This window comes from Devosia lacusdianchii (assembly GCF_022429625.1).
In the GTDB taxonomy this organism is placed as follows: Bacteria; Pseudomonadota; Alphaproteobacteria; order Rhizobiales; family Devosiaceae; genus Devosia; species Devosia lacusdianchii.
The window spans coordinates 3,926,188-3,947,169 of the sequence record NZ_CP092483.1 but is presented as its reverse complement, the minus strand read 5'-3'; the positions used below and the strand labels follow the sequence as shown (position 1 = coordinate 3,947,169).

The following is a 20,982-nucleotide window of genomic DNA, read 5'->3' as shown; positions in this document are numbered from 1 at the left end:
CGGGAGACCGTAGGGTCGGGAAGCTGTGCTCCAGCCTAAAGCCGGCGGGCGCGACCTTCGATGACGCGGTCATTGCGCTCGCGGTGATCAGCCTTCACCTTGACCGGCAGGCGCGAGACGATCCAGCTGACCATGAGCGGCACCAGCACGATGTCGTCGATCCAGCCGGCAAACGGCACCAGATCGGGGATGAGGTCGATCGGGTTCACCAGGTAGAACGCCGTGAACAGCGTTGCGGCCTTGAGGTAGAACGGGGTCTCGGGCGCCCAGAAGGCCTTCCAAAGCTGGACGACTTCTTTGCGGAAGAGGACGAGGCGGGGGAGGATCATCTTGAACATGCCCTGTAAATGGCCTCGCTCTGGTTTGGTTCAAGACCGGGGCGATCACATCATCGCAATATGGTTAGGTCAGCCCGCCACGCTCCCGCAGCAGCTTGACGATGGACATGGCGTGGCCATGCCCGAGGCCATAATCGGCCTTGAGCCAATCGGTGATCGGGGTGGCCTTGGTGCCGGGCTTGGTGAAGCCCTTGGCTTTAGCCAGGGCAATGAATTCGTCGGGCGAGACGCCGGTCTGCTTTTGGACATTGTCGAGATAGGCCTGGAAACTCATGGGTGATCTCCTTTGGGGTTTCACAGCATACGACGAGCGGGGGTGCGTCGGTTCGACATCACCGAGAAACATTGCGTCGATAGTCTCGGCAGCCTATTTCTCTTGTCATCAGACTTTCGAGGTGTTGCATGGCCGGGCCGTTGGAGCGCAGGCAATCGGTGGGTGTCAATGTCGGCGGCGTGGTCGTCGGCGGCGGGGCGCCGGTCGTGGTGCAATCCATGACCAATACCGATACGGCCGATATCGATGCGACCGTGAAGCAGGTGATGCAGCTGGCGCGGGCCGGCTCGGAAATCGTCCGCATTACTGTTGACCGCGACGAGTCTGCAGCGGCGGTACCCATCATCCGCGATCGGTTGGCCTTTATGGGCTATGACGTGCCGCTGGTGGGCGACTTCCACTATATCGGCCACAAGCTTCTTACAGATCATCCGGCCTGCGCCGAGGCGCTGGCCAAGTATCGCATCAATCCGGGCAATGTGGGTTTCAAGGCCAAGCGCGATACGCAGTTTTCGACGCTGATCGAGATTGCCAACAAATACGACAAGCCGGTGCGTATCGGGGTGAACTGGGGTTCGCTCGACGAGGAACTTCTCACCAAGCTGATGGATGAGAATGCCGCCTCGGAAGCGCCGATTTCGGCCGCCGCGGTGCAGCGCGAGGCGATCATCCAATCGGCGCTGCTGTCGGCGCGCCGCGCCGAAGAGCTGGGCATGGGGCGCGACAAGATCATCCTCTCGACCAAGGTCTCGGACGTGCAGCACCTGATCGCGGTCTATCAGGACCTCGCCGCGCGCTGCGATTATGCGCTGCATCTGGGGTTGACCGAGGCCGGCATGGGCACCAAGGGCGTGGTGGCCTCTTCGGCGGCTTTGGGCATTCTGATGCAGCAGGGCATTGGCGACACGATCCGTATTTCGCTGACGCCCGAGCCGGGCGGCGATCGTACCACCGAGGTTAAGGTGGCGCAGGAATTGCTGCAGACCATGGGCTTCCGCCAGTTCCTGCCTGTCGTGGCGGCGTGCCCGGGCTGCGGCCGCACCACGTCCAATACCTTCCAGCACCTGGCCAAGGACATTCAGGATCACCTGACCGCCTCGATGCCGGACTGGAAAGAGCGCTATCCCGGCGTCGAAACGCTGTCGGTGGCGGTGATGGGCTGCATCGTCAATGGACCGGGCGAGAGCAAGCACGCCAATATCGGCATATCGTTGCCGGGCACCGGCGAGACGCCGGCGGCGCCGGTGTTCATCGATGGTGAAAAGGCCACGACCCTGCGCGGGGCTGATGTGGCGGATCAGTTCAAGGTGATGGTGGCAGATTATATCGAGCGCAAGTTCGGGCAGGGGCGAGAGGCGGCGGAGTAGGGTGGTGGTGCTGTGCGACGCATAAATTGGCGGCTTACGCTGACCATCACATTCCTTGGGCTGGTTCTGGTGTTCATGTATTACCGTGCAATGAGTGGCGATCAACCGATGTGGCCCAACCGACTTCCTGGAGCTGGTGGGTTGGGTTCGCGGTAAGCACTGCTACGCGGCCGGTTCCGGCAGAGTACACGGCGATGGAGTAGGCTTATAGGCAGGTGGAGGAACTTTCGTTCTCTGCAGTAAGCAATCTCCCGTCCAGACTGAAGCTGACATGGATGAAAAAATCATAAGCGCAGGCGATATTGCCGCCCGCACCTATGTAGTAAGTTTGCTCGCGGCTTGGCCGATCCGTGGCATCAGCGTCAATATTCCAGCGCTTAAAGCCAGCGTCGAGCAGGCGGGGTATCACCTGCTCATCTCTCTCACCCTCAACAAATATATCTGGAATGAGGTTAATCCTTGCCCCGCGCGTGGCCTCGCGTTGTGGATAGAGGTGGCGGGTAAGGGGATTGAGCAGCAGATGTGGCTGGTAGCAGGCATAGACAAAGAATGCCGTTGGTAGGACCAGTAGGGCGAAAACCAACCCCACGATAACGCGAAGAACTCGTTTGCCCGATGACGATTTGACCGCCATCAAATGAACCAGAACGCCAATAGCACCACTAGCAGTTGTACCGCCCCCACGCCCAGTGGCCCCCAAATGGCGTGTTGCTTGCCGGTTTGCGTGCCGACAGTGGCGTCGATGAGTTGGACTATGGCCGATAGGGTTCCCAGCCAGACGAGGGCCGTGGCGTCGGCGCGGAAGGCGGCCCAGAGGATGACCAGCAGCACGGCCAGCGAGCGGGCGGCGCCGTAATAGGCGAAGACGCGGACAGTGTGGGAGCCTTCGCCGTCCTTGACGATGAAGCCGGGGAAGAAGATGCCGGCGACGGAGAAGCCGGTGCCGATGGCCGCGGAGATCACGGTGACGATGATGAGCAAAGCGAGCATCTGAAACTCCACGTGATCACTAAAGCACCAACCAACGCGATCGTCACCCTCGGGCTTGACCCGAGGGCTCTGCACTTGCTGAGCCGTGATTGAAGTGAAGCGCCCTCGGGTCAAGCCCGAGGGTGACGGCCGGTGGGTGTGAAGTCAGTCTGCCTCGGCCAGAGCAGGCGGCTGGCAGGCGTCGACCCATTTGTTGCCGCAGAGGGCGGCGAGGTGGTCGACGGTCAGGCGGACCGAGGCGTGGGTGTCGCCGCCGGCGGGGATGACCTCGTCATAAACCCTAAGCGAGCTGTCCATAAAGATCGGTAGCGGGCCGGGCAGGCCGAAGGGGCAGACGCCGCCGACCTTGTGGCTGGTCAATTGCTCGACTTCTTCGGCGCCCAGCATGCGCGGGCGGCCGCCAAAGGCGGCTTTGGATTTCTGGTTGTCGAGACGCGCATCGCCGCGGGTGACCAGCAGCAGGACCTCGCCATTGACGCGGATGCACAGGGTCTTGGCGATCTGGCCGGGTTCGCAATCATGGACCACGGCTGCGGTTTGCACCGTGGCCGTGGACGCCTCGGTGACCATGACCACCAGGTCGGGGGCGCGCAGGGCGAGGTCGGCTTGGACGGATTGGAGGCTCATGGGGAGGCTTTCAGAACAGGCTGGCGAGGCGGGTTTCGTATTTGAAGCGCGTTTTCTCGCGGATCGGGGTGGTGAGGGCGCGGCGCATGAATTCGGGGTCGATCTCACTGCCATCTAGGGCCATGAGTTCGCTCACGGTCACCCGCGCGCCGGCATAGGGCAGGTGCTCGACGGGCGCCCCGCTGTCCACGATACCGGGCGCCAACACGCGGCAGTAAGCACCGGGGCGACCGGCACGATGGAAGCGCTTGACCCAGGTGCGATCGCCCATGCGGGCAGCGAAGGTCATGCAGGGGGTGCGATGGTAGGTGACTTCCAGCAGCACCGGGCCGATGGTGAAGCGGTCGCCGATGGCGACATTGCGGCCTTCGACACCCGATATGGTGAGGTTTTCACCGAAAGTGCCCGGTTCGATGCGCCGGCCGAGTGTATCGGCCCAGAACTGGTAGTCGTCGGCGAAATAGACATAGATGGCCTGATCTGCGCCGCCATGATGCTGGCGGTCGCAGATGGCGTCGCCTGCCATGCCCTGGCGGTCGATGGCGGCGCTGACGACCGGCATTTTGACGATGCCGGTTAGCGGCGTGTAGCCGGGAATGTGCTGCGCCGTGCCCACATTGATGCTGAGCAGCTTGGCCATGGCTCAATTCTCCCGGCTGGCAAAATAGCGGGCGGTGGCGCGCAGGCCATCGGCCTTGGGGCCGAAGGTGCGCAGGGCCGAGAGCGCTTCGTTGACCGTCTGGGTGAGGCGGGCGCGGGCGCCATCGAGGCCGAGCTGGGCGACGAGGGTTTGCTTGCCGTGGGCAGCATCCTTGCCGGTGGCCTTGCCCATGGCTTCTGATGTGGCGGTGACGTCGAGGATATCGTCGGCGAGCTGGAAGGCGCGTCCAGCGGCTTCGGCATAGGCGGTGAGCGCCGAAAGGGTGCGGGCGTCGGCGCCGCCGAGAATGGCGCCCATGCGGACGCTGGCGCGGATCAGCGCGCCGGTTTTCATGGCCTGCATGCCCGAAATTTCGTCCAGCGACAGCGACGTGCTTTCGCCTTCGATATCCCACATCTGGCCGCCGACCATGCCACCGGCGCCGGAACCCGCCACGAGCTCGCTGACCAGCGCAATGCGGACGGAGGCATCGGGATGGCACGCGGCATCGGTGAGGAGGCCGAAGGCATGGGTCAGCAGGGCGTCGCCGGCCAGGATGGCGGTGGCCTCGTCAAAGGCCTTGTGCACGGTGGGGCGGCCACGGCGCAGGTCGTCATCGTCCATGGCGGGCAGGTCGTCATGGATCAGCGAATAGCAATGGATCATCTCGACGGCGAGGCCGGGGACCAGCGATTGAGCGGCAGGCACGTTGAAGATGGCGGCGGCCTGGCGGACCAGCAGCGGACGCAGGCGCTTGCCGCCTTCGAGGCTGCCGTGCCGCATGGCGCGGACCAGTCGGTCGGGAGCCGGGCCGGGGCCCGAGAGCGGGCCGGCGACCAATTGCCGTTCGAGCGCTGTTTCGACGGCTTTGGCGCAATCGGCGATGTCGGCAGCAAAATCATACATGGCGTTGTTGCTAGCCGGTTTGGGGGAAGGCGGGCAAGCGTCTACTGTGTCATTCCCGCGAAAGCGGGAATCCCTCTTAACCGGAAGGGAGATTCCCGCTTTCGCGGGAATGACGTCGTGGGTATGGAAGCACCATGGCGCGACGCAGCAAACCCAAAGGCATCTGGCGGCTCATCCGGCCCATTGCCATTGTCCTGGCAATTCTGGTTGCCATTCCAGTGGTGCTGACGCCGGTTTATCTGTTTGTCGATCCCATCTCGGTGCCGATGCTGGAGCGCTATGTCACGGGCCGGCCGGTGGTGCGGCAGTGGCGCGATATGGGGGATATTTCCGATCGGTTGAAGGCGTCGGTGATCCTGTCCGAGGATGGGCAATTCTGCCGGCATTGGGGGGTTGACCTCGGCGCGCTGCGCGAGGAGGTGGGGCGCTATATGGAGGGTGAGGACGCACGGGGCGCCTCGACCATCACCATGCAGGTGGCGCGCAATCTGTTCCTATGGAATGGCCAGAGCGTGGTGCGCAAGGCGCTGGAAGTGCCACTCGCCATCTATGTCGATCTGGTGCTGCCCAAGCGGCGCATCATGGAGATCTATCTCAATATCGCCGAATGGGGGCCGGAGGGGCAATTTGGCGTGGCGGCGGGGGCCGAGCGGGCGTTTGGGGTCGAGCCGCAGAACCTCGACTGGCGCAGGGCGACACTGCTGGTGACGGCACTGCCCAATCCGATGCTGCGAAAGCCGGGCCGGCCATCGGCGGGGATGGTGCGGATTGCCGGAATTATCGAGGCACGGGTCGGTGAATATGGCGCGCGCGCCAATTGTGTGGGAGAGGGTGGCCGGTTGGCGCTTTAGCGTCCACAAACCCCCTAGCCAAGGTCCTTCTCTTCCTCTATAGAGCCCGTCAATCCCTTCAGAGCTACGTCTCTGGGCCGCTCTGGCGGCGCAACGATATTGAATTCGGAGTACCGACCATGGCAGTGCCAAAACGAAAGACCTCGCCGATGAAGCGCGGCTTCCGCCGCTCGGCCGACGCTCTTGCCACCGCATCCTATGTTGAAGACAAGGATTCGGGTGAGCTGCGCCGCCCGCATCACGTGGACCTCAAGACCGGCATGTATCGCGGTCGCCAAGTCCTCGACGTCAAGAAATAAGCCTAAAAGACTGGCGGCGCTGTGCGCTCCTTTCTGATATTGCAGCGGCCGATCCCTTAGGGGTCGGCCGTTTTGTTTTGCCTTGCCGCCAGCAGAAGCGGCCCTTTTCGGAGACTAGTCATGACCATGCGCGTTGAATCGGACTCGATGGGCACCATCAATGTGCCTGCTGACAAGTATTACGGCGCGCAGACGGCTCGGAGCCTGGCCAACTTCGATATTGGCGGCGAGAAGATGCCCAAGGAAATCATCACCGCCTTCGGCATCCTCAAGAAGGCGGCGGCGCTGGCCAATCACAAGCTGGGGCTGCTCGACGAAAAGACGCGCGACCTGATCGTTGCGGCGGCCGATGAGGTGATCGAGGGCCGCCTGGGCGAGCACTTCCCGCTGGTGGTGTGGCAGACCGGCTCGGGTACCCAGTCCAATATGAACGTCAACGAGGTTATCTCGAACCGCGCCATCGAGATGGCGGGTGGCGTCATGGGCTCCAAGAAGCCGGTGCATCCCAATGACCATGTGAACATGAGCCAGTCGTCCAACGACACCTATCCGACGGCGATGCATATTGCGGCGGTCGAGGCGCTCGAAAATTACCTGTTTCCGCGCGTCGAAGTCCTGCGCAACACGCTTAATTCCAAGGCTGAAGAGTTCATGGATGTGGTCAAGATCGGCCGTACCCATTTGCAGGATGCGACGCCGCTGACGCTGGGCCAGGAAATGAGCGGCTGGGTGGCGCAGATCGATCTGGCGGTGAAGGCTATCAAGGCGACCATTCCGCAGCTCAAGGAGTTGGCGCTGGGTGGCACGGCAGTGGGTACGGGCCTCAATGCTCATCCCGACTATGCCGTGGCGGTGGCCAAGGAAATCGCAACGCTCTCGGGGCACGACTTCGTGACGGCGCCGAATAAGTATGCCGTCATGGCGGGCCATGATGCGTTTGTCGGTACGTCGGGTGCGCTCAAGCAGCTGGCCGTCGCCTTCATGAAGATCGCCAATGACGTGCGCTGGCTGGCGTCGGGCCCGCGTTCGGGTCTCGGCGAATTGACCATTCCCGAAAACGAACCCGGTTCGTCGATCATGCCGGGCAAGGTCAATCCGACCCAGTCGGAAGCCATGACCATGGTGGTGGCGCATGTGATGGGCAATGACGCGGCCATCGGCTTTGCCGCGTCACAGGGCAATTTCGAGCTCAACGTGTTCAAGCCGGTCATTGCCTACAATTTCCTGCAATCGGTGCGGCTGCTGGCCGATTCGGCGCGCTCCTTCAACGACAATTGCGCTATTGGCATCGAGCCCGATCGGACGCGGATCAAGCAACTCGTCGACCAGTCGCTGATGCTGGTGACGGCGCTCAACCGCAAGATCGGCTATGACAACGCCGCCAAGATCGCCAAGACCGCGCACAAGAACGGCACGACCTTGCGCGAGGAAGCGATCAATCTGGGTCTGCTGACCGGCGCGGAATTCGACGCTGAAGTAAAGCCCGAGCAGATGGTCGGGCCGCTCAAGCTCAAGAAGTAGATCTGACCGCCTTCGCCGTGTTGGCCTGACCCGTTCTCTCAGTCGTCTCCCTCCCCCTTTGTGGGGAGGGATCAAGGGTGGGGATGAGTCACGAGCACCGGGCATGCTGAGAGATACCCCCACCCTGCTCGATTCAACGGACTTAGCAAACGCTAAGTCCTATCTCGTCTTCCCTCCCCACAAGGGGGAGGGAAGACGACTGAGACATCCGGACATAGGGCGCAATCCGTTGCAGGTGGTTCATGGGCATGGTGACTTTGTGCCCCTTCCCCCGCCATGACACCTCTGGCATGGTGCCGCGGTCGAACCGGAGCCACTGCCATGAGCGAGACCGTGATCATGCCGACCCATACTGTGCCGCGATCGCGCGGGCCGTTTATTCCGCCGCTGCTGGTGGTGCCGTTCGTGCTCTACAATATCGCCGCGTTCCTGTTCTTCGGCGGCTCGCCGGCCGGCTGGAGCAACGGGCTCTTCTCCATCCCCATGGTTTCGGGGACGCCGTGGGCGCTGACCGCGGGCGATTTCCTTTTGGTCATCGGCATTATCGCGCTGTTTCTCGAAATCCTGAAGTCGACCAATTCGGGCCGGGCATCGATCATGGAGCACATGCTTTCCATGGTGCTGTTCGTGGTGTTCCTGATCGAATTCCTGCTCATCGGGGCGGCGTCGAGCTCGGTGTTCTTCCTCTTGATGGTGATGAGCCTCATCGACGTGGTCGCCGGCTTTACGGTGTCGATCACCAGCGCCGGCCGCGACGTCACGATGAACTGAGGCGCGTCAACTCTTCCAAACACACCGCGTTGCCCTCGGACTTGATCGGAGGGGCCTCTCGTTGCACGTGCCATGCCGATGGTGGCCCTCGGATCAAGTCCGAGGGAACGCCGGTGGGTGGGGAGTATCGGGGGCTTGTCTCGACCAATCCCTTCCGCTTCTAGGCGACGATGGTGGTCCGGTAGCCCATGGGCATGCGTTTGATCGCCACTTTGGCGCCGTAGGCATAGGCGCCGATGGCGCCTTCGGTGCTGCTACGACGGCGGGCGCGCTGCGGTGGCAGGTTATGGCGCCCGGCGAGCAACTGGCTGACGAAGACGGCGGTGGTCTGGTTGCGCAAGAGCGAGGGGCGTGGGCGCGATGGCTCGAGGGCCACGGGCAGTCCGGCGCGTTTGGTCTCGAAATCGGACATGTTCGACCTCGCTGTGTCAAAGCGGGCCAGTATGTCTCGAATTGAAACAGGTCATCTGGCCCTATGCCCTATTAGGGGCAATCGGCGTGCCAAATGCTAACGTTTTGTTAACGCTTTCCGCTCCTAAAAGCGTGAAAGGTTACCGCTGTGGGTTGATCCACCGCGTGGCGGCTGCGCGAAGCGGCTTGGGGCTAGAAGTTGTCCTTGCCCTTGCGGATGGCGGCGAACACCTCGGCGGGGTCGGCGCCTTCGAGGCCATAGTGTCTGGCCAGGACCGGATCGTCGGCGCGCAGGAAGGGGTTGGCGGCTTTGTCTTCGCCGAGCGGGAAGGGGATGGTCGCCTTGCCGGCGGCGCGCAGGGTGGCAACTTCGGCGGCGCGCGTCTGCAGGGCGGCGTTGTCTGGGTCGATGGAGAGCGCGAATTTGGCATTGCTGGCGGTGTATTCGTGGCCGCAATAGACCAAGGTGTCGTCGGGCAGGCTACGCAGGAATTTGACACCTTCCCACATCGGGCCGGGGGTGCCTTCGAACATGCGGCCGACGCCGAGCGAAAACAGCGCGTCAGCGGTGAAGAGGTGCTTGCCGGCCTTATCGTGGAAGACGACGTGACCGAGCGTGTGCCCCGGCGCGTCATAGACGTCGAACGTGGTTTCACCCAGGGTGACAGTGTCGCCGCCAGCCACGAGTTCATCGAGCCCGGATATCTTGTCGGCCTCGGCGCGAGGGCCGACGACGCGGGCGCCGAACTCGGCCTTGAGTTCGGGAATGGCCTCGACATGGTCGAGATGGTGATGGGTGATGAAAATGTCGGTCAGTTTCCAGCCGCGATGCAGCAAGGCGGTGCGAATCGCGGTGGTCTCCGGCGCGTCGATCGCGGCGGTGCGACCGGTGGCCGTGTCATGGACCAGGTAGCCGAAATTGTCGGTGCGAGCCGAAAAGACATCGACGATCAGACCCATGGCAGAACTCCCAGCAAACAGAATGCTTGAAAGCTAGGGGGCGAGGCCGCACATGACAACCGCTCAATTGGACAAGTCCTTGGGAAACCGGCAAACTTGCAGCCATGACCGCCGACGTCACCCGCCTCATCGCCTATTACAAATCGCCGCTCGGCCGCATTTCGCGCGCCCTGGTGCGCGAGCAAGTCCTGGGGCTGGCCGACGACGTGACGGGCAAACGTGTTCTGGGCCTGGGGTTTGCCACGCCCTATCTGCGCTTCGGGCTCGATAAGGCCGAGCGCGTGCTGGCTTTCATGCCGGCGCGACAGGGCGCTTCGGCCTGGCCACGCGAAGGGCCGTCGCGCACGGTGCTGTGCGATCCCTTGGAAATGCCGCTGACCGATGCCGCCATTGACCTGACCATCGCCATCCACGCGATCGAGCACGTGGCCGATGACGAGGAGCTGATGCGTGAACTGTGGCGGATCACGGCGCCCAACGGACACCTGATCCTGGTGGTGCCGCGCCGGCGGGGCATCTGGGCGCAGCGCGACAATACTCCGTTCGGCTCGGGCAATCCCTATTCGGGCGGCCAGCTCGACAAGCTGCTGCGCGACCACAGCTTCGTGCCCGAGGCCTGGCGCGACGGGCTGTTCCTGCCGCCGTTCCAGAGCTCGCTGGTGCTCAAATCCACCCGTGTGTTCGAGCGGGTGGGCCGGCTGTTCGGTCCGGCGATGAGCGGGGTCATCTGTGTGCGGGCGCGCAAGGAGGCATTTCCGGCGGTGCCGCGGCGCAAGCGCGAGGAGCGCTTCGTGCGGGTGCCGGGCCTGAGCGCGGCGACGGCGCGCCAGGGGTAGCACTCCCCCTTTGCTATCCTTTGCCAGTTTGACTATGGTCCGCGCGGTTTTTCCGCCCAGCGTATCCCATCATGTCCGACGAAATCCGTCCCGTTCCGCAACCCGGCATTCTCGATATTGCCCCCTATCTGCCCGGCAAATCCGGTGCGCCGGGGAGCAATGCCGTCAAGCTCTCCGCCAACGAAAGCCCGCTGGGGGCCAGCCCCAAGGCGATCGAGGCGTTCAGGGCAGCGGCAGGGCATCTCGAAATCTACCCTGAGGGGTCCTCGAAGATCCTGCGGACCGCGCTGGCCGAGGTGCATGGGATCGATGCGGAGCGCATCGTCTGTGGCAACGGCTCGGACGACCTGCTGCACCTCTTGGCTCAGACCTATCTCGGAGACGGCGACGAAGCGGTGATGAACCGCTACGGCTTTTCGGTCTATCCGATCATTACCAAGGCGGCCGGCGCCAAGATCGTCATGGTCGAAGAGGCCGACTATACGGCCGATGTGGATTTGCTGCTGGCGGCGGTGACGCCCAGGACCAAGATCGTCTGGCTGGCCAATCCGAACAATCCGACCGGCACCTATCTCAGCGATGCCGAAGTGCGGCGCCTGCATGCCGGGCTGCGGCCCGATATCCTGCTGGTCATCGACAGCGCCTATGCCGAATATGTCACAGCCGCCGACTACTCGGTGGGGCTCGACCTCGTCGGGGAAGCGCAGAACGTGGTCATGGTCCGCACGTTCTCCAAGATGGGGCTGGCGGCGGCGCGCATTGGCTGGATGGTGGGTCCCGAGCATGTGGTTGATGCGATCAACCGCATTCGCGGGCCGTTCAATGTCAACCTGCCGGCGCAACTGGCGGGGGCTGCGGCCACGCGCGACGTCGAGTTCAACGCCCGGCTGAAGGCGCACAATGCCCAGTGGCGGGACTGGCTGACGGCGGAGCTGCACTCCAACTACATGCGCGTGGTGCCCAGCCAGGCCAATTTCATCATGGTGCTGTTTCCGGACGGTGATTTTGCCGCCAAGGCGTTCGAGACATTGCGTGAGCGCGGCTTGATTGTGCGCGAAATCGGCCAGTCCTACGGCATTCCTAATGGGTTGCGCATTTCCATCGGTTCGGAGCAGGCGATGCGCGGCGTTGCCGGCATCCTCAAGGCATTGGTCAAGATTTCATGAGCGTTCATTTTCGCAAGATCGCCCTTATCGGCATCGGCCTCATCGGTTCGTCCATCGCACTGGCGGCACGGCGGCAGGGGCTGGTGGAGGTCATCTCCATTTCGACGCGCAAGCAGGAAACGCTGGACGAGGCCCACGAGCTGGGCCTGGGCGATGTCTATACGCTTGACGCCGCCGAAGCGGTGCGCGGCGCAGACCTGGTCATCATCTGCACGCCGGTGGGCGCCTATGAGGGCGTGATCAAGGCGATTGCGCCGGCGCTGGAGACCGGCGCAATCCTGTCGGATGTGGGGTCGGTCAAGGGGCATGTGGTCAAGGTGCTGGAGCAGCATGTGCCTGACGGCGTGAGCTTCATCCCCGGCCATCCGATCGCGGGTACCGAGCATTCGGGGCCGTCGGCGGGGTTTGCCGAGCTGTTCGCCGGGCGCTGGTGCGTGTTGACGCCTGGTGCGGAGGTCGATCCGGCCAAGACGGAAAAGCTGGCCGGCTTCTGGCGCGCCATGGGCAGCCAGGTCGAGGTGATGGATGCGCAGCACCACGACATGGTGCTGGCAATCACCAGCCATATTCCTCATCTGGTGGCCTACAATATCGTGGGCACGGTGGCTGATCTCGAAGCGGCAACGCAGTCGGAAGTGATCAAGTTTTCGGCTTCGGGTTTCCGCGACTTCACCCGTATCGCAGCGTCCGATCCGGTGATGTGGCGCGACGTGTTCCTGACCAATCGTGATGCGGTGCTCGAAATGCTGGGGCGGTTCTCCGAGGACCTGTCGGTATTGCAGCGCGCGGTACGCACCGGGGACGGTCCGGCGCTCGAGGCCATGTTTACGCGCACCCGCGCCATTCGCCGCTCGATCATCTCGGCGGGGCAGGAAACCGCAGCACCCGACTTCGGCCGACCGCACGAGGCGCCGCCGGTGCCCGACGTGCCGTTCGTGCGCGAGCATGGCGGCGGCGACGACGCCTAGTCTAGGGCGCCGGGTAGAGCGAGGGTAGGGCGGCGATCGGCACCAGGCCCGAATAGATGCCGCCGGCGCGGAAATTGAGCTGGTTGCTATAGGCGCCATCAGCGCCGGGGGTGCCGAGCACCAGGGTGCGCCACGGCTCGGCCAGCAGCGGGCCGATGCGCTCAGCGACGCCCGATGAGGCGATGTTGATCTGGCCTTCGAGCATGCCTTGCGGATCGAGCTTGAGTTCGCCCTGGGCGTCGAGGGTGGAGGTGGCATCGGTGCCGCGAATGGCGACCACCTTGAGCGCGCCGCCCGCCTGCTGCATGGACGGCAGCAGGTTGGGATCCCCCCAGTTTCTGACATCGTCGGGCAGGCCGGACAGCTCGAGCTGCACTTCGGCCTTGGTATCGGTCAGGGTAATGCCGGGATAGGTGACATTTTCGGCGAGCAGGTAGCCCGATAGTGCGGCCAGGCGGCGCTGTGGGTCGTGCTGCTCGGGAATGTCGAAGAGATGCACCTCGGCCAGCGGCGCCTGGGCGATCACGGTTTCGCCCATCAGCGTGTCGGACCAGACCAATTGCTTGCCCGAAACCGAGGCGCGGGCGATGCGCCAATTGTCGAGGCGGACGCTGGCTTCGAGCGTGGACCAGGCGACGGTATTGCGCGTGCCGGTGAAGGCATCGGTCAATTGCAGCGGCCCCTTGGCCGAGGCCAGCAGGTGGGTCGGAGCATAGACGCGGACGCTGGCGCGGATGTCGGGGACATCGATCACAATGTCGCCGCTGGTGATGCGTGCTTTGACACAATCGACATCGAAGCGGAACGGGAAGCCGCCGACATCGAGGGTTTCGCAGGTGAACCGGGGCGCGGTGACACCGTCGGCAAGGGCCTGGGCATCGATGTTCTGTTTGACCATGCCGGCGAGGACGAGCCAGGCGGCGCTCCACAGCGCGACCACGGCGATGACGACACTGCCCAGGATGATGATTCGCTTCTTCATGAGCGGCACTCTTACCTTTGCCCGGGGCTGGGTTGAAGCGTGTTCATTCCGGGTAAATCCGGGTGGCCGTAGGATCGCATGACGCCTATCGAGGGGACGCAATTGTCTTGAGTGGCAGACAAGCCTAGGTTTCTGTTCAGGTTATGGCGATGTTGACGAGCGCGAGCGACACAATGACCCATTGGGTCTTCGGTTATGGATCGCTGATCTGGAACCCGGGCTTTGCCCATGTTTCCGAGCAGCAGGGCCTGCTGCGCGGGGCGCATCGCAGCCTCTCCATTGTCTCCCACTATCATCGCGGTACCGTCGAGCAGCCGGGCCTGGTCTTCGGGCTGACGCGTGGCGGCTCGTGCCGGGGCATGGTGTTCGAGGTCGCCGATGCCGACTGGGCCGAGGTCAAGGCGTATCTGCAGGAACGCGAGCAGGTGACCGCCGTCTATCGCGACGTGATGCGGCCGGTGCACCTGGCCGACGGACGCATGGTCAGCGCATTGGCGTTTCTCGTCGACGAGCGGCACGAGCAGTTTGCTGGCAACCTGACGCTGGAACAGCAATTGACCATGGTGCGGTCAGGCGTGGGCCTGTCGGGGCGGAATGTCGATTATGTGCTCAATACCGCCCGGCATCTGCAGGACCTGGGTATTCGCGACCGGCAATTGATGGCGCTGGCGGAGCTATTGGCGCGTGATGAGGCCGCGGCGGCCTAGGTGCTGTCATCGCTGATGACGCCGTTTTAACCACGGCACTACCCAATCCACCGGCGCTTCCCGCGGACTTGATCCGCGGGTCACCCGCCGCTTGTGCCGGGTTGATAGTGACCCCGCGGATCAAGTCCGCGGGAAGCGCCGGTGCGTGGGATGGATCGGGGCCTGTTGTTCCGCCTGAAAGCCTCAGGCAGCCTGCGCGCCGGCAACCGGTTCGGCGCCTTCGAGGTCCCAGATGGTGGAGAGCCGCTCGGCGGCGGCGCCGGGCGAGAGCAGGCGGAAGACGCGGTCGGCGCAGTCGAGCGCCAGGCGGCAGCGCGAACGGCTCAGGGGGTCGCCGACCAGCTCGTCGGTCGAGCCAACCCAAAGCACATGATTGCCCTTGGCGATGAGATAGAGCTCGGCATCGCCCATGGCAAAGTGCTCGAGATTTTCGCTGACGAGGCTATAGGCGCGGCCCGAGCGGCCTTGCCAGCTGATCTGGCGGCCGAAAGCGTGTGTCACGATCCTGTTCTCGATGCCAGCCATCTACGCTATCCCCACAGCGTTCGTCCAAGAAGAACAAAAATAGAACAAAATGCCGCACATGTCAAGCGGCGCTCCACTCGACATCTATATGTATGGTTCTGTTCGTGAGTCGCGTCAATATATAGTGGCTATACCGTAACGGAACGCTGCCGCTTGAGCGCATCAAGCCTGGTTTGCAGCGCGGCGTCGATGGGACGGGCAAGACCTTGCTCCGCAGCCTTGAGAATCAGCGCATCCGATTCGGATTCGATGGCATTTTTGAGTCGCTCGAGAAAAATGTCGGGCGCCAGGCCTGGCTCGATGGCGGGCAGGAACCGGGCCTCGGCTGTGCCGGGCCAGATGACGAGGCTGTTGCGGCCCCAGAACAGGCCCGAATTGAGCGCCACCGGCACGACGGGCACGCCGAGTTCCATATAGAGCCGCACCACACCCTGCCGGTAATCCGCCGGCGCCAGTGGCGCCTTGCGGGTGCCTTCGGGGAAAATGACGATGCGGCAGCCCCGATCGATCGCGGCATGGGCCTGCGCCATCATCAGGGGGACGGCTTCGGCGCCCTTCTTGCGGTCGACCTCGATGCAATCGAGCGAACGGGCGGCCCAACCGAAGAAGGGAATGCGCATCAGCTCCTTCTTGACGATATAGGCGGGGCGTCCGGTATGGGGGAAGATGGCGAAGACATCCCAATCGCTCTGGTGCTTGGCAGCGATGATGCAGCCGCCGGCAGGGATGTTCTCTTCGCCTGAGACCTTGGTTTTGACGCCGGCCAACACGCGCAGATAGACGAGGTTGGAGCGGCACCAGAATACGGCCATGGCCCAGGAGAGGCGGGTGCGACCGGTGATCAGCGCAATGGTGCCCACAATGATCGCGACCACCGCCGTTTGGCCGATGAACAGCAGATAGAACAGCGCGGAGCGGATGGCCTGGATGACTTTCATGGCGATTTGCCCCGCGATGCCTCGATATGGACCAGCGAGGCGCGCAGGCTTTGCTGCTGTCCATCGCTCAGCGCGCGCTTGGGAATGATGCGAACCAGCCGTTCGGACTCGTAGAGCAGGATCGATCGGCCATCCTCGCGCCAGCGCAGGAAGTGGCCCCACGGTATGTCGAAAATCCCATATTCGGATTCGATATGCAGGGCGTCGTCCGACCAGGCCAGGGTCATGTCACCCCGGAGCGTGCGCTGCTGGCGATGGGTCCGCCGAGCCTGGATCGGTACGCCGATCACCGTAACGATGGCGGCAAGCAGGAAAGGGATGAGCGAGCCACCGAGAACGACCAGCGCCGTGGCCGGCAATTTTTCGGGCGCGAGTGAGCCGCGGGTCACGATCCAGCCGAGCACGGCCACGAGGACGACCCATAACAGAAACCAGCGGATCAGGGTCTTGCGACTGGTCATGCCCGACCAGGCGTAAAGACGCATTCCCGCCACGGTATCGTCGGCGGTCAACGCGAACTTTGCGGAATTTTCCATAGGCGTCCTAGGAAGTCTGGCTGAGATAGCGCCTTACAGTCATGCGCGAGGTGATCGCCGTCAAGGCAGCGATAACTGGCACCACGGCTGCGATGCCGATCAGACCATCAATGCCCAGCGCGAAACGGCCAAAGAGCACGCCAACTTGCGCACCGGCCTCGCTCGACAGCATGTTGCCGGCGGCGGTGCCGATAATGGCGAAGAACAGCAAAGCTGCCACCACCCCGAGCAAGCCACCCTGCAGGCCGATCGACAGGAAGCGGCCCTGGAACTCGCCGGCGATGAACTTGTTGGAGGCTCCGATATAGTGGAGCACATCGACGATCTCGCGGTTGGTCGCCATGGCACCGCGTGTCGCGAAGATGATGGCGAGCACTGTCGCGGCGCCGATCAGGATCAGCACCAGGAGCCCCGAAAGCACTATCGTGCCGGCCATGGTGTTAAGCTGTTGCCGCCAGGCGGCGTGGGTATCAAGGCTTGCGCCCTTAACCGCGGCAAGGTTGCGCTGCAGTCCCTCGATATCGGCATCGACGGGGTCGGCGAGCTGCACCACGACCAGGCGGGGGATTTCGATGGCGGTCAGATCGAGCCCGGCGCCCAGCCAGGGTTCGAGCAGTTTCTGGCTTTCCTCGATGGTGAGGGCGCGGGCCGAGGCGACGCCGGGCGTGGTTTCGGCCAGAGAGACGGCGGTGCGTAGATTGCTCTCCATCACCTCGCCCCCGACGGGGCGGATCTGGATGGTCACCTCGCGGCCGACATCGGCCGACCAGGCGATGGCCGATTTCTGCACCAGAACCACCCCGCCCAGTGTCACCGCGGAGAGGAAGCTCATGATGGTGATCATCAGCAGCAGCGTGCGGCCGGCAACGCTCTTTTCGGGGACGATGGGGGCCGCGCCCTTGCGGCGGGGCAGCAGGGCCAGCACGCGCTCAATCATGGATGACCAACTCGCCCTTGGTGAGCAGCATGCGAGGATAGTTGAACTTGTCGAGCAGCGGCAATTCGTGCGTGGCAAGGATGATGGTCATGCCCAGGGTCCGGTTGAGCTCGGCAAAAAGGTGGACCAGCCGGCTCGACAGGTCCGGATCGACATTGCCGGTGGGCTCGTCAGCCAGCAGCACTTTGGGCCGGGCAATGACGGCGCGCGCGATGGCAGCACGCTGCTTTTCGCCACCTGATAGCAGCGAGGGCAGTGCATCCATGCGCTCACCCAGGCCTACCCATTCGAGCAGCTCGGTAACGTTGGGCCGGTATTCGCTTTCGGGCTGGCCGAGCACGCGCAGCGGCAGGGCGACATTTTCGAACGTGGTCAGATGATCAAGCAGGCGGAATTCCTGGAAGACGATGCCGATGTGGCGGCGCATCTGCAGCAGGCGATCCTGGGTGAGATCGCTCACATCCTCGCCGAACATGGTCACCTTGCCGCGTGAGGGCTTGAGCGACAGCAAGAGCAGGCGCAGGAGGCTGGTCTTACCGGCGCCCGAGGGGCCGGTGAGGAAATGGAACGAGCCGGGCTCAACCGAAAAGGTCAGGTCTCGCAGGATTTCCGGGCCATTGCCGTAGCGCAGGCCCACATCGGAAAACTCGATCAAGAGTACTTGGCTCCCAAAATGGTCCGCTCGTGCCCGCGAATCAGGCGTTTGGCGCAGCATAGCAGTGCCTGCCGCCCGATGCGGCATGGCGCGTCCCTTGGCGGGATGAAAGCGGCACAAATGTGGTGGATTTCCTCTGCCGGCAGGTGGGTTTGAGGAGTCTTAACACCCTAGCGCTAGGCTTGCGGACGCCGTTTTGCATTCTGCTCCAGCCGTCTGGCCCCATGATCATCACCTGTCCACATTGCCAGACCAAGTACCAGGTGACCTACGAGGCTATCGGCTCGGCCGGTCGCAAGGTGCAGTGCGCGCATTGCCAGCAGGCCTGGCAGCAGGAGCCGCTCAAGCCCGAAGCCGTCAAACCCGAGCACAAGGCCGCCTTCGAGGCGATCGCCGAGGACAGCCTCGACGAGGATATGGCCGCCGAGGAAAAGGCGGTTGTCGCCGAAACGGAGCGTCGCCTCGCCGAGGAGGAGGCGCGGCACAAGAACGCGGCCGGCAAGATCGACCCGGCGGTCATCCGCAAGCGGCAGCGCGCGTTTTCGCGCCGCCAGCATGCGGTGAGCGCCAGCCAGCCGCTGGCGCGGCTGCAACGGAGCGCCCGCATCGTTGCCGTGGTGGCGTTGTGCGCAGTGCTGGCGGTCGGTTATTTCGCGCGTGTCCAGGTGGTGCAGCGCTATCCTGCCATGGCGGGCGTCTATGAGGCAGTCGGCCTGGGCGTCAATGTCGTGGGGCTGGATTTCTCCAATGTGACGACGTTGCGCACCCTACGCGACGGCAAGGAAGTGCTGATCGTCTCGGCGCAGATCGTCGGGTTGATGCCCGAACCGACCGTGGTGCCGGCCGTGGTGGTGACGCTGATCGGCGCCAATGGCGAGGGCGTCTATGAATGGAGCGTTACGCCATCGGTGCGAGACCTGATGGCGGGTGAACGGGCCACGTTCGACACCCAGTTGACCCTGCCGCCCGGCGATGCCTCGCGCGTGCGGCTCAGTTTTGCCGGGGGCTTCACCGTTCGCGACAGCCGCCCGGCGACAGAAACCGCGCCGGCCGGGCCCGCCGTCGCAATCGAACCCGCCGCAGCGGAGGCCGGTCACGGCGCCGCGCCGGCTTCTCCCCCATCTGTACCGGAGCATCCCTGATGGCCCGCATTCTCGTTGCCGAAGACGATCCCTCCGTGCGCGCATTCGTGGTCAGCGCCCTGACCATGAAAGGCCATGAAGTGGTCGCCGAAGAGGATGGCGGGCTGGCGGCTGAGACGGCCGACACCGAGAACGGGCGCTTTGATCTGCTGCTCAGCGATATCAAGATGCCGATCATGGACGGCATCGCGCTGGCGCTGCATGTGGCAGCCAAATACCCCGATATCATCATCGTGCTGATGACCGGCTTTGCCGATCAGCGCGAGCGGGCGCATGGCCTCGATGCACTGATCTATGACGTCATCGTCAAGCCGTTCACGCTGGCCGACCTCCTGGCCAAGATCGACGATGCGCTGGCTGGCAAGCCGGTGGAAGTGGTCTCGCTCGGCCGGCAGGCGCGAGAGCAGTAATCACGCTTCGACGATCGGTCGCCATTCCACATCGACCGTCCCCTTACCCTCGCTCAGGAATGCCCCGGTGGCGCGCGCCTCGGCCTCGACATCGACTGTCTCCGCCGGGGTGAGCTGGCGAAACGGCAGGATGGTGATAGCAAGCACGTCCTTCTTACGGGTCATGGTCCAGTTGCCGGCGATGAAGCCGTCCACGGTGTAGGCGGCGACATAGCCATTGACCAGCACCATCCGATCCTTGGCCAATTGCGGCTGGATGCGATAGCGATCGGCAAAGCCGAGCCAGACATTGTCGTATTCGGGCAGGAAGCGGACCGGCGCTGGTGTATCCGCATCGGGGCGGAGGCCATCGGGGATGTCATAGAGGATGCGGCCATCCTCGCCGGCGAATTCGATCAGTTCACCCCTAAGCGCCTCGAAGGCGGGGGCGAGCTTGGTGAGGCCCGACCAGCTCTGCATGTCCATGACGCTGGCCGGGCCATAGGCGGCGAGGTAGCGCCGCACGAGGTCGGGCAAAGCGATGGCCTCGTCGAGGGCTTTGCCGGTCCAGTTTTCGATGCGGCTCAGCAGCGGCGCGCCGCCATGGCCCCAGACCCGGGTGGGCGGGATCTGGATCAGGGTTTCGCGGCAATGCAGCCATTGCGCCAGCGCCAAAGGTTCGGCTTCGGGCCAGGTCTCGGCCAGCGCCTTGCCCAGGGCGCCGCTGGTCAGCGGGCCCTGATCGAGCAGCTCGACGCCGCGGCGATGAACGGCATCGCGATCGGCGCCGGCGACCCGCCTGCTGAAGGTGGAGTTCCAAGTGCGATCGAGCACGGCCTGCATGACCGGGCGCATGGAGCGCATGTCGGCGGCGGTATGCAGGTGGAGCGTGGTGCGCATGGTGGTGGCGCGGAGCAGCGATTTGTCCACGATCAGCGCAGTGAGGTCTTGGTGGCGGAAGCCGGCCAGACGATTCCACAGGCCCTGATAGGGGCCGGCGCTGGTCTGCGCCTGCAAGCCGAGCAGAAAGGCGATGGCGTCCGGAATGGAGACCGCGCTGCGCTCCAACATCCATTGCCGCGCCAGGGTGGCGCGATTGAGCTGGCGGTCGGAAAGTGTCTGCGGCATAGCGGGTCTCCTCGGGTGAGGAGACTATGGGTCAGGTGCGCTGACAAGGGGTGGCAGGAGGGCTTCAACACCAACCGGTCATTCTGGCGTAGGCCGGAATCCATGCCCCGAAGGTACC

Annotated in this window: 27 protein-coding genes; 12 read left to right on the top strand and 15 right to left on the bottom strand. The window is 63.7% G+C overall.

All coding sequences use genetic code 11. From position 1 onward, the window contains the following. Positions 1–35: 35 nt before the first annotated feature. Together MF606_RS19455 and MF606_RS19450 are read right to left on the bottom strand one after the other, a co-directional pair. The gene (locus tag MF606_RS19455; protein WP_240230979.1) at positions 36–338 is read right to left on the bottom strand and encodes a YkvA family protein; all 303 of its coding nucleotides are present in this window, start codon (positions 336–338) and stop codon (positions 36–38) included. Positions 339–402: 64 nt separating this feature from the next. Beyond that, the gene (locus MF606_RS19450) at positions 403–612 is read right to left on the bottom strand and encodes a DUF4287 domain-containing protein (protein WP_240230978.1); all 210 of its coding nucleotides are present in this window, start codon (positions 610–612) and stop codon (positions 403–405) included. Positions 613–740: 128 nt separating this feature from the next. On the opposite strand from MF606_RS19450, the gene ispG reads away from it, so the two are divergent. Both ispG and MF606_RS19440 read left to right on the top strand, forming a co-directional pair. Then, the gene (ispG, locus tag MF606_RS19445) at positions 741–1,979 is read left to right on the top strand and encodes a flavodoxin-dependent (E)-4-hydroxy-3-methylbut-2-enyl-diphosphate synthase (RefSeq protein WP_240230977.1); all 1,239 of its coding nucleotides are present in this window, start codon (positions 741–743) and stop codon (positions 1,977–1,979) included. Positions 1,980–2,250: 271 nt separating this feature from the next. Continuing rightward, positions 2,251–2,541 carry a hypothetical protein gene (locus MF606_RS19440; protein WP_240230976.1) on the top strand — a complete coding sequence of 97 codons (291 nt, stop codon included), beginning with the start codon at positions 2,251–2,253 and terminating at the stop codon, positions 2,539–2,541. A gap of 71 nt (positions 2,542–2,612) precedes the next feature. On the opposite strand, the gene MF606_RS19435 is transcribed toward MF606_RS19440, so the two are convergent. From MF606_RS19435 to MF606_RS19420, 4 genes are all read right to left on the bottom strand, one after another. Further along, entirely contained in the window at positions 2,613–2,969 is a 357-nt protein-coding gene (locus MF606_RS19435) for a hypothetical protein (RefSeq protein WP_240230975.1), read from the bottom strand. Positions 2,970–3,113: 144 nt separating this feature from the next. Next, positions 3,114–3,596, bottom strand: coding sequence for a YbaK/EbsC family protein (locus tag MF606_RS19430; protein ID WP_240230974.1), 483 nt, complete (start codon positions 3,594–3,596; stop codon positions 3,114–3,116). 10 nt (positions 3,597–3,606) lie between these two features. Beyond that, complete coding sequence (locus MF606_RS19425) at positions 3,607–4,236, bottom strand: MOSC domain-containing protein (protein WP_240230973.1); 630 nt, start codon at positions 4,234–4,236, stop codon at positions 3,607–3,609. A gap of 3 nt (positions 4,237–4,239) precedes the next feature. Then, on the bottom strand, positions 4,240–5,142 hold the full coding sequence (locus MF606_RS19420; RefSeq protein WP_240230972.1) for a polyprenyl synthetase family protein: 903 nt from the start codon (positions 5,140–5,142) through the stop codon (positions 4,240–4,242). A 134-nt stretch (positions 5,143–5,276) separates the two neighbouring features. On the opposite strand from MF606_RS19420, the gene MF606_RS19415 reads away from it, so the two are divergent. From MF606_RS19415 to MF606_RS19400, 4 genes are all read left to right on the top strand, one after another. Further along, positions 5,277–5,993 (top strand): transglycosylase domain-containing protein, encoded by a 717-nt coding sequence (locus MF606_RS19415; RefSeq protein WP_240230971.1) that lies wholly within the window; start codon positions 5,277–5,279, stop codon positions 5,991–5,993. 119 nt (positions 5,994–6,112) lie between these two features. Further along, a complete protein-coding gene (rpmF, locus tag MF606_RS19410) occupies positions 6,113–6,292 on the top strand; it encodes a 50S ribosomal protein L32 (protein WP_240230970.1) in 180 nt (59 codons plus the stop codon). Between the two features lie 120 nt (positions 6,293–6,412). Next, positions 6,413–7,813, top strand: coding sequence for a class II fumarate hydratase (gene fumC, locus MF606_RS19405; protein WP_240230969.1), 1,401 nt, complete (start codon positions 6,413–6,415; stop codon positions 7,811–7,813). 321 nt (positions 7,814–8,134) lie between these two features. Beyond that, on the top strand, positions 8,135–8,584 hold the full coding sequence (locus MF606_RS19400) for a hypothetical protein (protein WP_240230968.1): 450 nt from the start codon (positions 8,135–8,137) through the stop codon (positions 8,582–8,584). Between the two features lie 160 nt (positions 8,585–8,744). Here the strand turns inward: MF606_RS19400 and MF606_RS19395 are convergent, their stop codons facing one another. Then, positions 8,745–8,996, bottom strand: a complete 252-nt coding sequence (locus tag MF606_RS19395; RefSeq protein WP_240230967.1) for a hypothetical protein — start codon at positions 8,994–8,996, stop codon at positions 8,745–8,747. 191 nt (positions 8,997–9,187) lie between these two features. Further along, positions 9,188–9,955, bottom strand: coding sequence for a hydroxyacylglutathione hydrolase (gloB, locus tag MF606_RS19390; protein WP_240230966.1), 768 nt, complete (start codon positions 9,953–9,955; stop codon positions 9,188–9,190). Between the two features lie 104 nt (positions 9,956–10,059). On the opposite strand from gloB, the gene MF606_RS19385 reads away from it, so the two are divergent. The 3 genes from MF606_RS19385 to MF606_RS19375 all read left to right on the top strand — a co-directional run bounded on the left by MF606_RS19385 (position 10,060) and on the right by MF606_RS19375 (position 12,925). Next, positions 10,060–10,791, top strand: coding sequence for a class I SAM-dependent methyltransferase (locus MF606_RS19385; protein ID WP_240230965.1), 732 nt, complete (start codon positions 10,060–10,062; stop codon positions 10,789–10,791). 71 nt (positions 10,792–10,862) lie between these two features. After that, positions 10,863–11,957, top strand: a complete 1,095-nt coding sequence (gene hisC, locus MF606_RS19380; protein WP_240230964.1) for a histidinol-phosphate transaminase — start codon at positions 10,863–10,865, stop codon at positions 11,955–11,957. Next, positions 11,954–12,925, top strand: a complete 972-nt coding sequence (locus MF606_RS19375) for a prephenate/arogenate dehydrogenase family protein (RefSeq protein WP_240230963.1) — start codon at positions 11,954–11,956, stop codon at positions 12,923–12,925. Before hisC ends, MF606_RS19375 begins: the two co-directional genes overlap by 4 nt. A gap of 1 nt (position 12,926) precedes the next feature. Here MF606_RS19375 and MF606_RS19370 read toward each other — a convergent pair whose 3' ends face one another. Beyond that, a complete protein-coding gene (locus MF606_RS19370) occupies positions 12,927–13,907 on the bottom strand; it encodes a DUF2125 domain-containing protein (RefSeq protein ID WP_240230962.1) in 981 nt (326 codons plus the stop codon). A gap of 173 nt (positions 13,908–14,080) precedes the next feature. Between MF606_RS19370 and MF606_RS19365 the strand changes: the two genes are divergently transcribed. After that, the gene (locus MF606_RS19365; protein WP_240230961.1) at positions 14,081–14,614 is read left to right on the top strand and encodes a gamma-glutamylcyclotransferase; all 534 of its coding nucleotides are present in this window, start codon (positions 14,081–14,083) and stop codon (positions 14,612–14,614) included. 183 nt (positions 14,615–14,797) lie between these two features. On the opposite strand, the gene MF606_RS19360 is transcribed toward MF606_RS19365, so the two are convergent. The 5 genes from MF606_RS19360 to ftsE all read right to left on the bottom strand — a co-directional run bounded on the left by MF606_RS19360 (position 14,798) and on the right by ftsE (position 18,205). After that, positions 14,798–15,139: a hypothetical protein gene (locus tag MF606_RS19360; protein ID WP_240230960.1), complete on the bottom strand. Its 342-nt coding sequence runs from the start codon at positions 15,137–15,139 to the stop codon at positions 14,798–14,800. A 128-nt stretch (positions 15,140–15,267) separates the two neighbouring features. Beyond that, positions 15,268–16,077, bottom strand: coding sequence for a lysophospholipid acyltransferase family protein (locus tag MF606_RS19355; protein ID WP_240230959.1), 810 nt, complete (start codon positions 16,075–16,077; stop codon positions 15,268–15,270). Continuing rightward, positions 16,074–16,613, bottom strand: coding sequence for a YcxB family protein (locus tag MF606_RS19350; protein ID WP_240230958.1), 540 nt, complete (start codon positions 16,611–16,613; stop codon positions 16,074–16,076). The genes MF606_RS19355 and MF606_RS19350 overlap by 4 nt, the downstream gene beginning before the upstream one ends. 7 nt (positions 16,614–16,620) lie before the next feature. Beyond that, positions 16,621–17,550 carry a cell division protein FtsX gene (locus MF606_RS19345; protein ID WP_240230957.1) on the bottom strand — a complete coding sequence of 310 codons (930 nt, stop codon included), beginning with the start codon at positions 17,548–17,550 and terminating at the stop codon, positions 16,621–16,623. Beyond that, positions 17,543–18,205, bottom strand: a complete 663-nt coding sequence (ftsE, locus tag MF606_RS19340; RefSeq protein ID WP_240230956.1) for a cell division ATP-binding protein FtsE — start codon at positions 18,203–18,205, stop codon at positions 17,543–17,545. Before ftsE ends, MF606_RS19345 begins: the two co-directional genes overlap by 8 nt. A gap of 224 nt (positions 18,206–18,429) precedes the next feature. Here ftsE and MF606_RS19335 point away from each other — a divergent pair, with 224 nt between their 5' ends. Together MF606_RS19335 and MF606_RS19330 are read left to right on the top strand one after the other, a co-directional pair. Further along, positions 18,430–19,347: a zinc-ribbon domain-containing protein gene (locus MF606_RS19335; RefSeq protein ID WP_240230955.1), complete on the top strand. Its 918-nt coding sequence runs from the start codon at positions 18,430–18,432 to the stop codon at positions 19,345–19,347. Beyond that, a complete protein-coding gene (locus tag MF606_RS19330; protein WP_240230954.1) occupies positions 19,347–19,757 on the top strand; it encodes a response regulator in 411 nt (136 codons plus the stop codon). Before MF606_RS19335 ends, MF606_RS19330 begins: the two co-directional genes overlap by 1 nt. Here the strand turns inward: MF606_RS19330 and MF606_RS19325 are convergent, their stop codons facing one another. After that, positions 19,758–20,864 (bottom strand): winged helix DNA-binding domain-containing protein, encoded by a 1,107-nt coding sequence (locus MF606_RS19325; protein ID WP_240230953.1) that lies wholly within the window; start codon positions 20,862–20,864, stop codon positions 19,758–19,760. Positions 20,865–20,982: the final 118 nt, after the last annotated feature.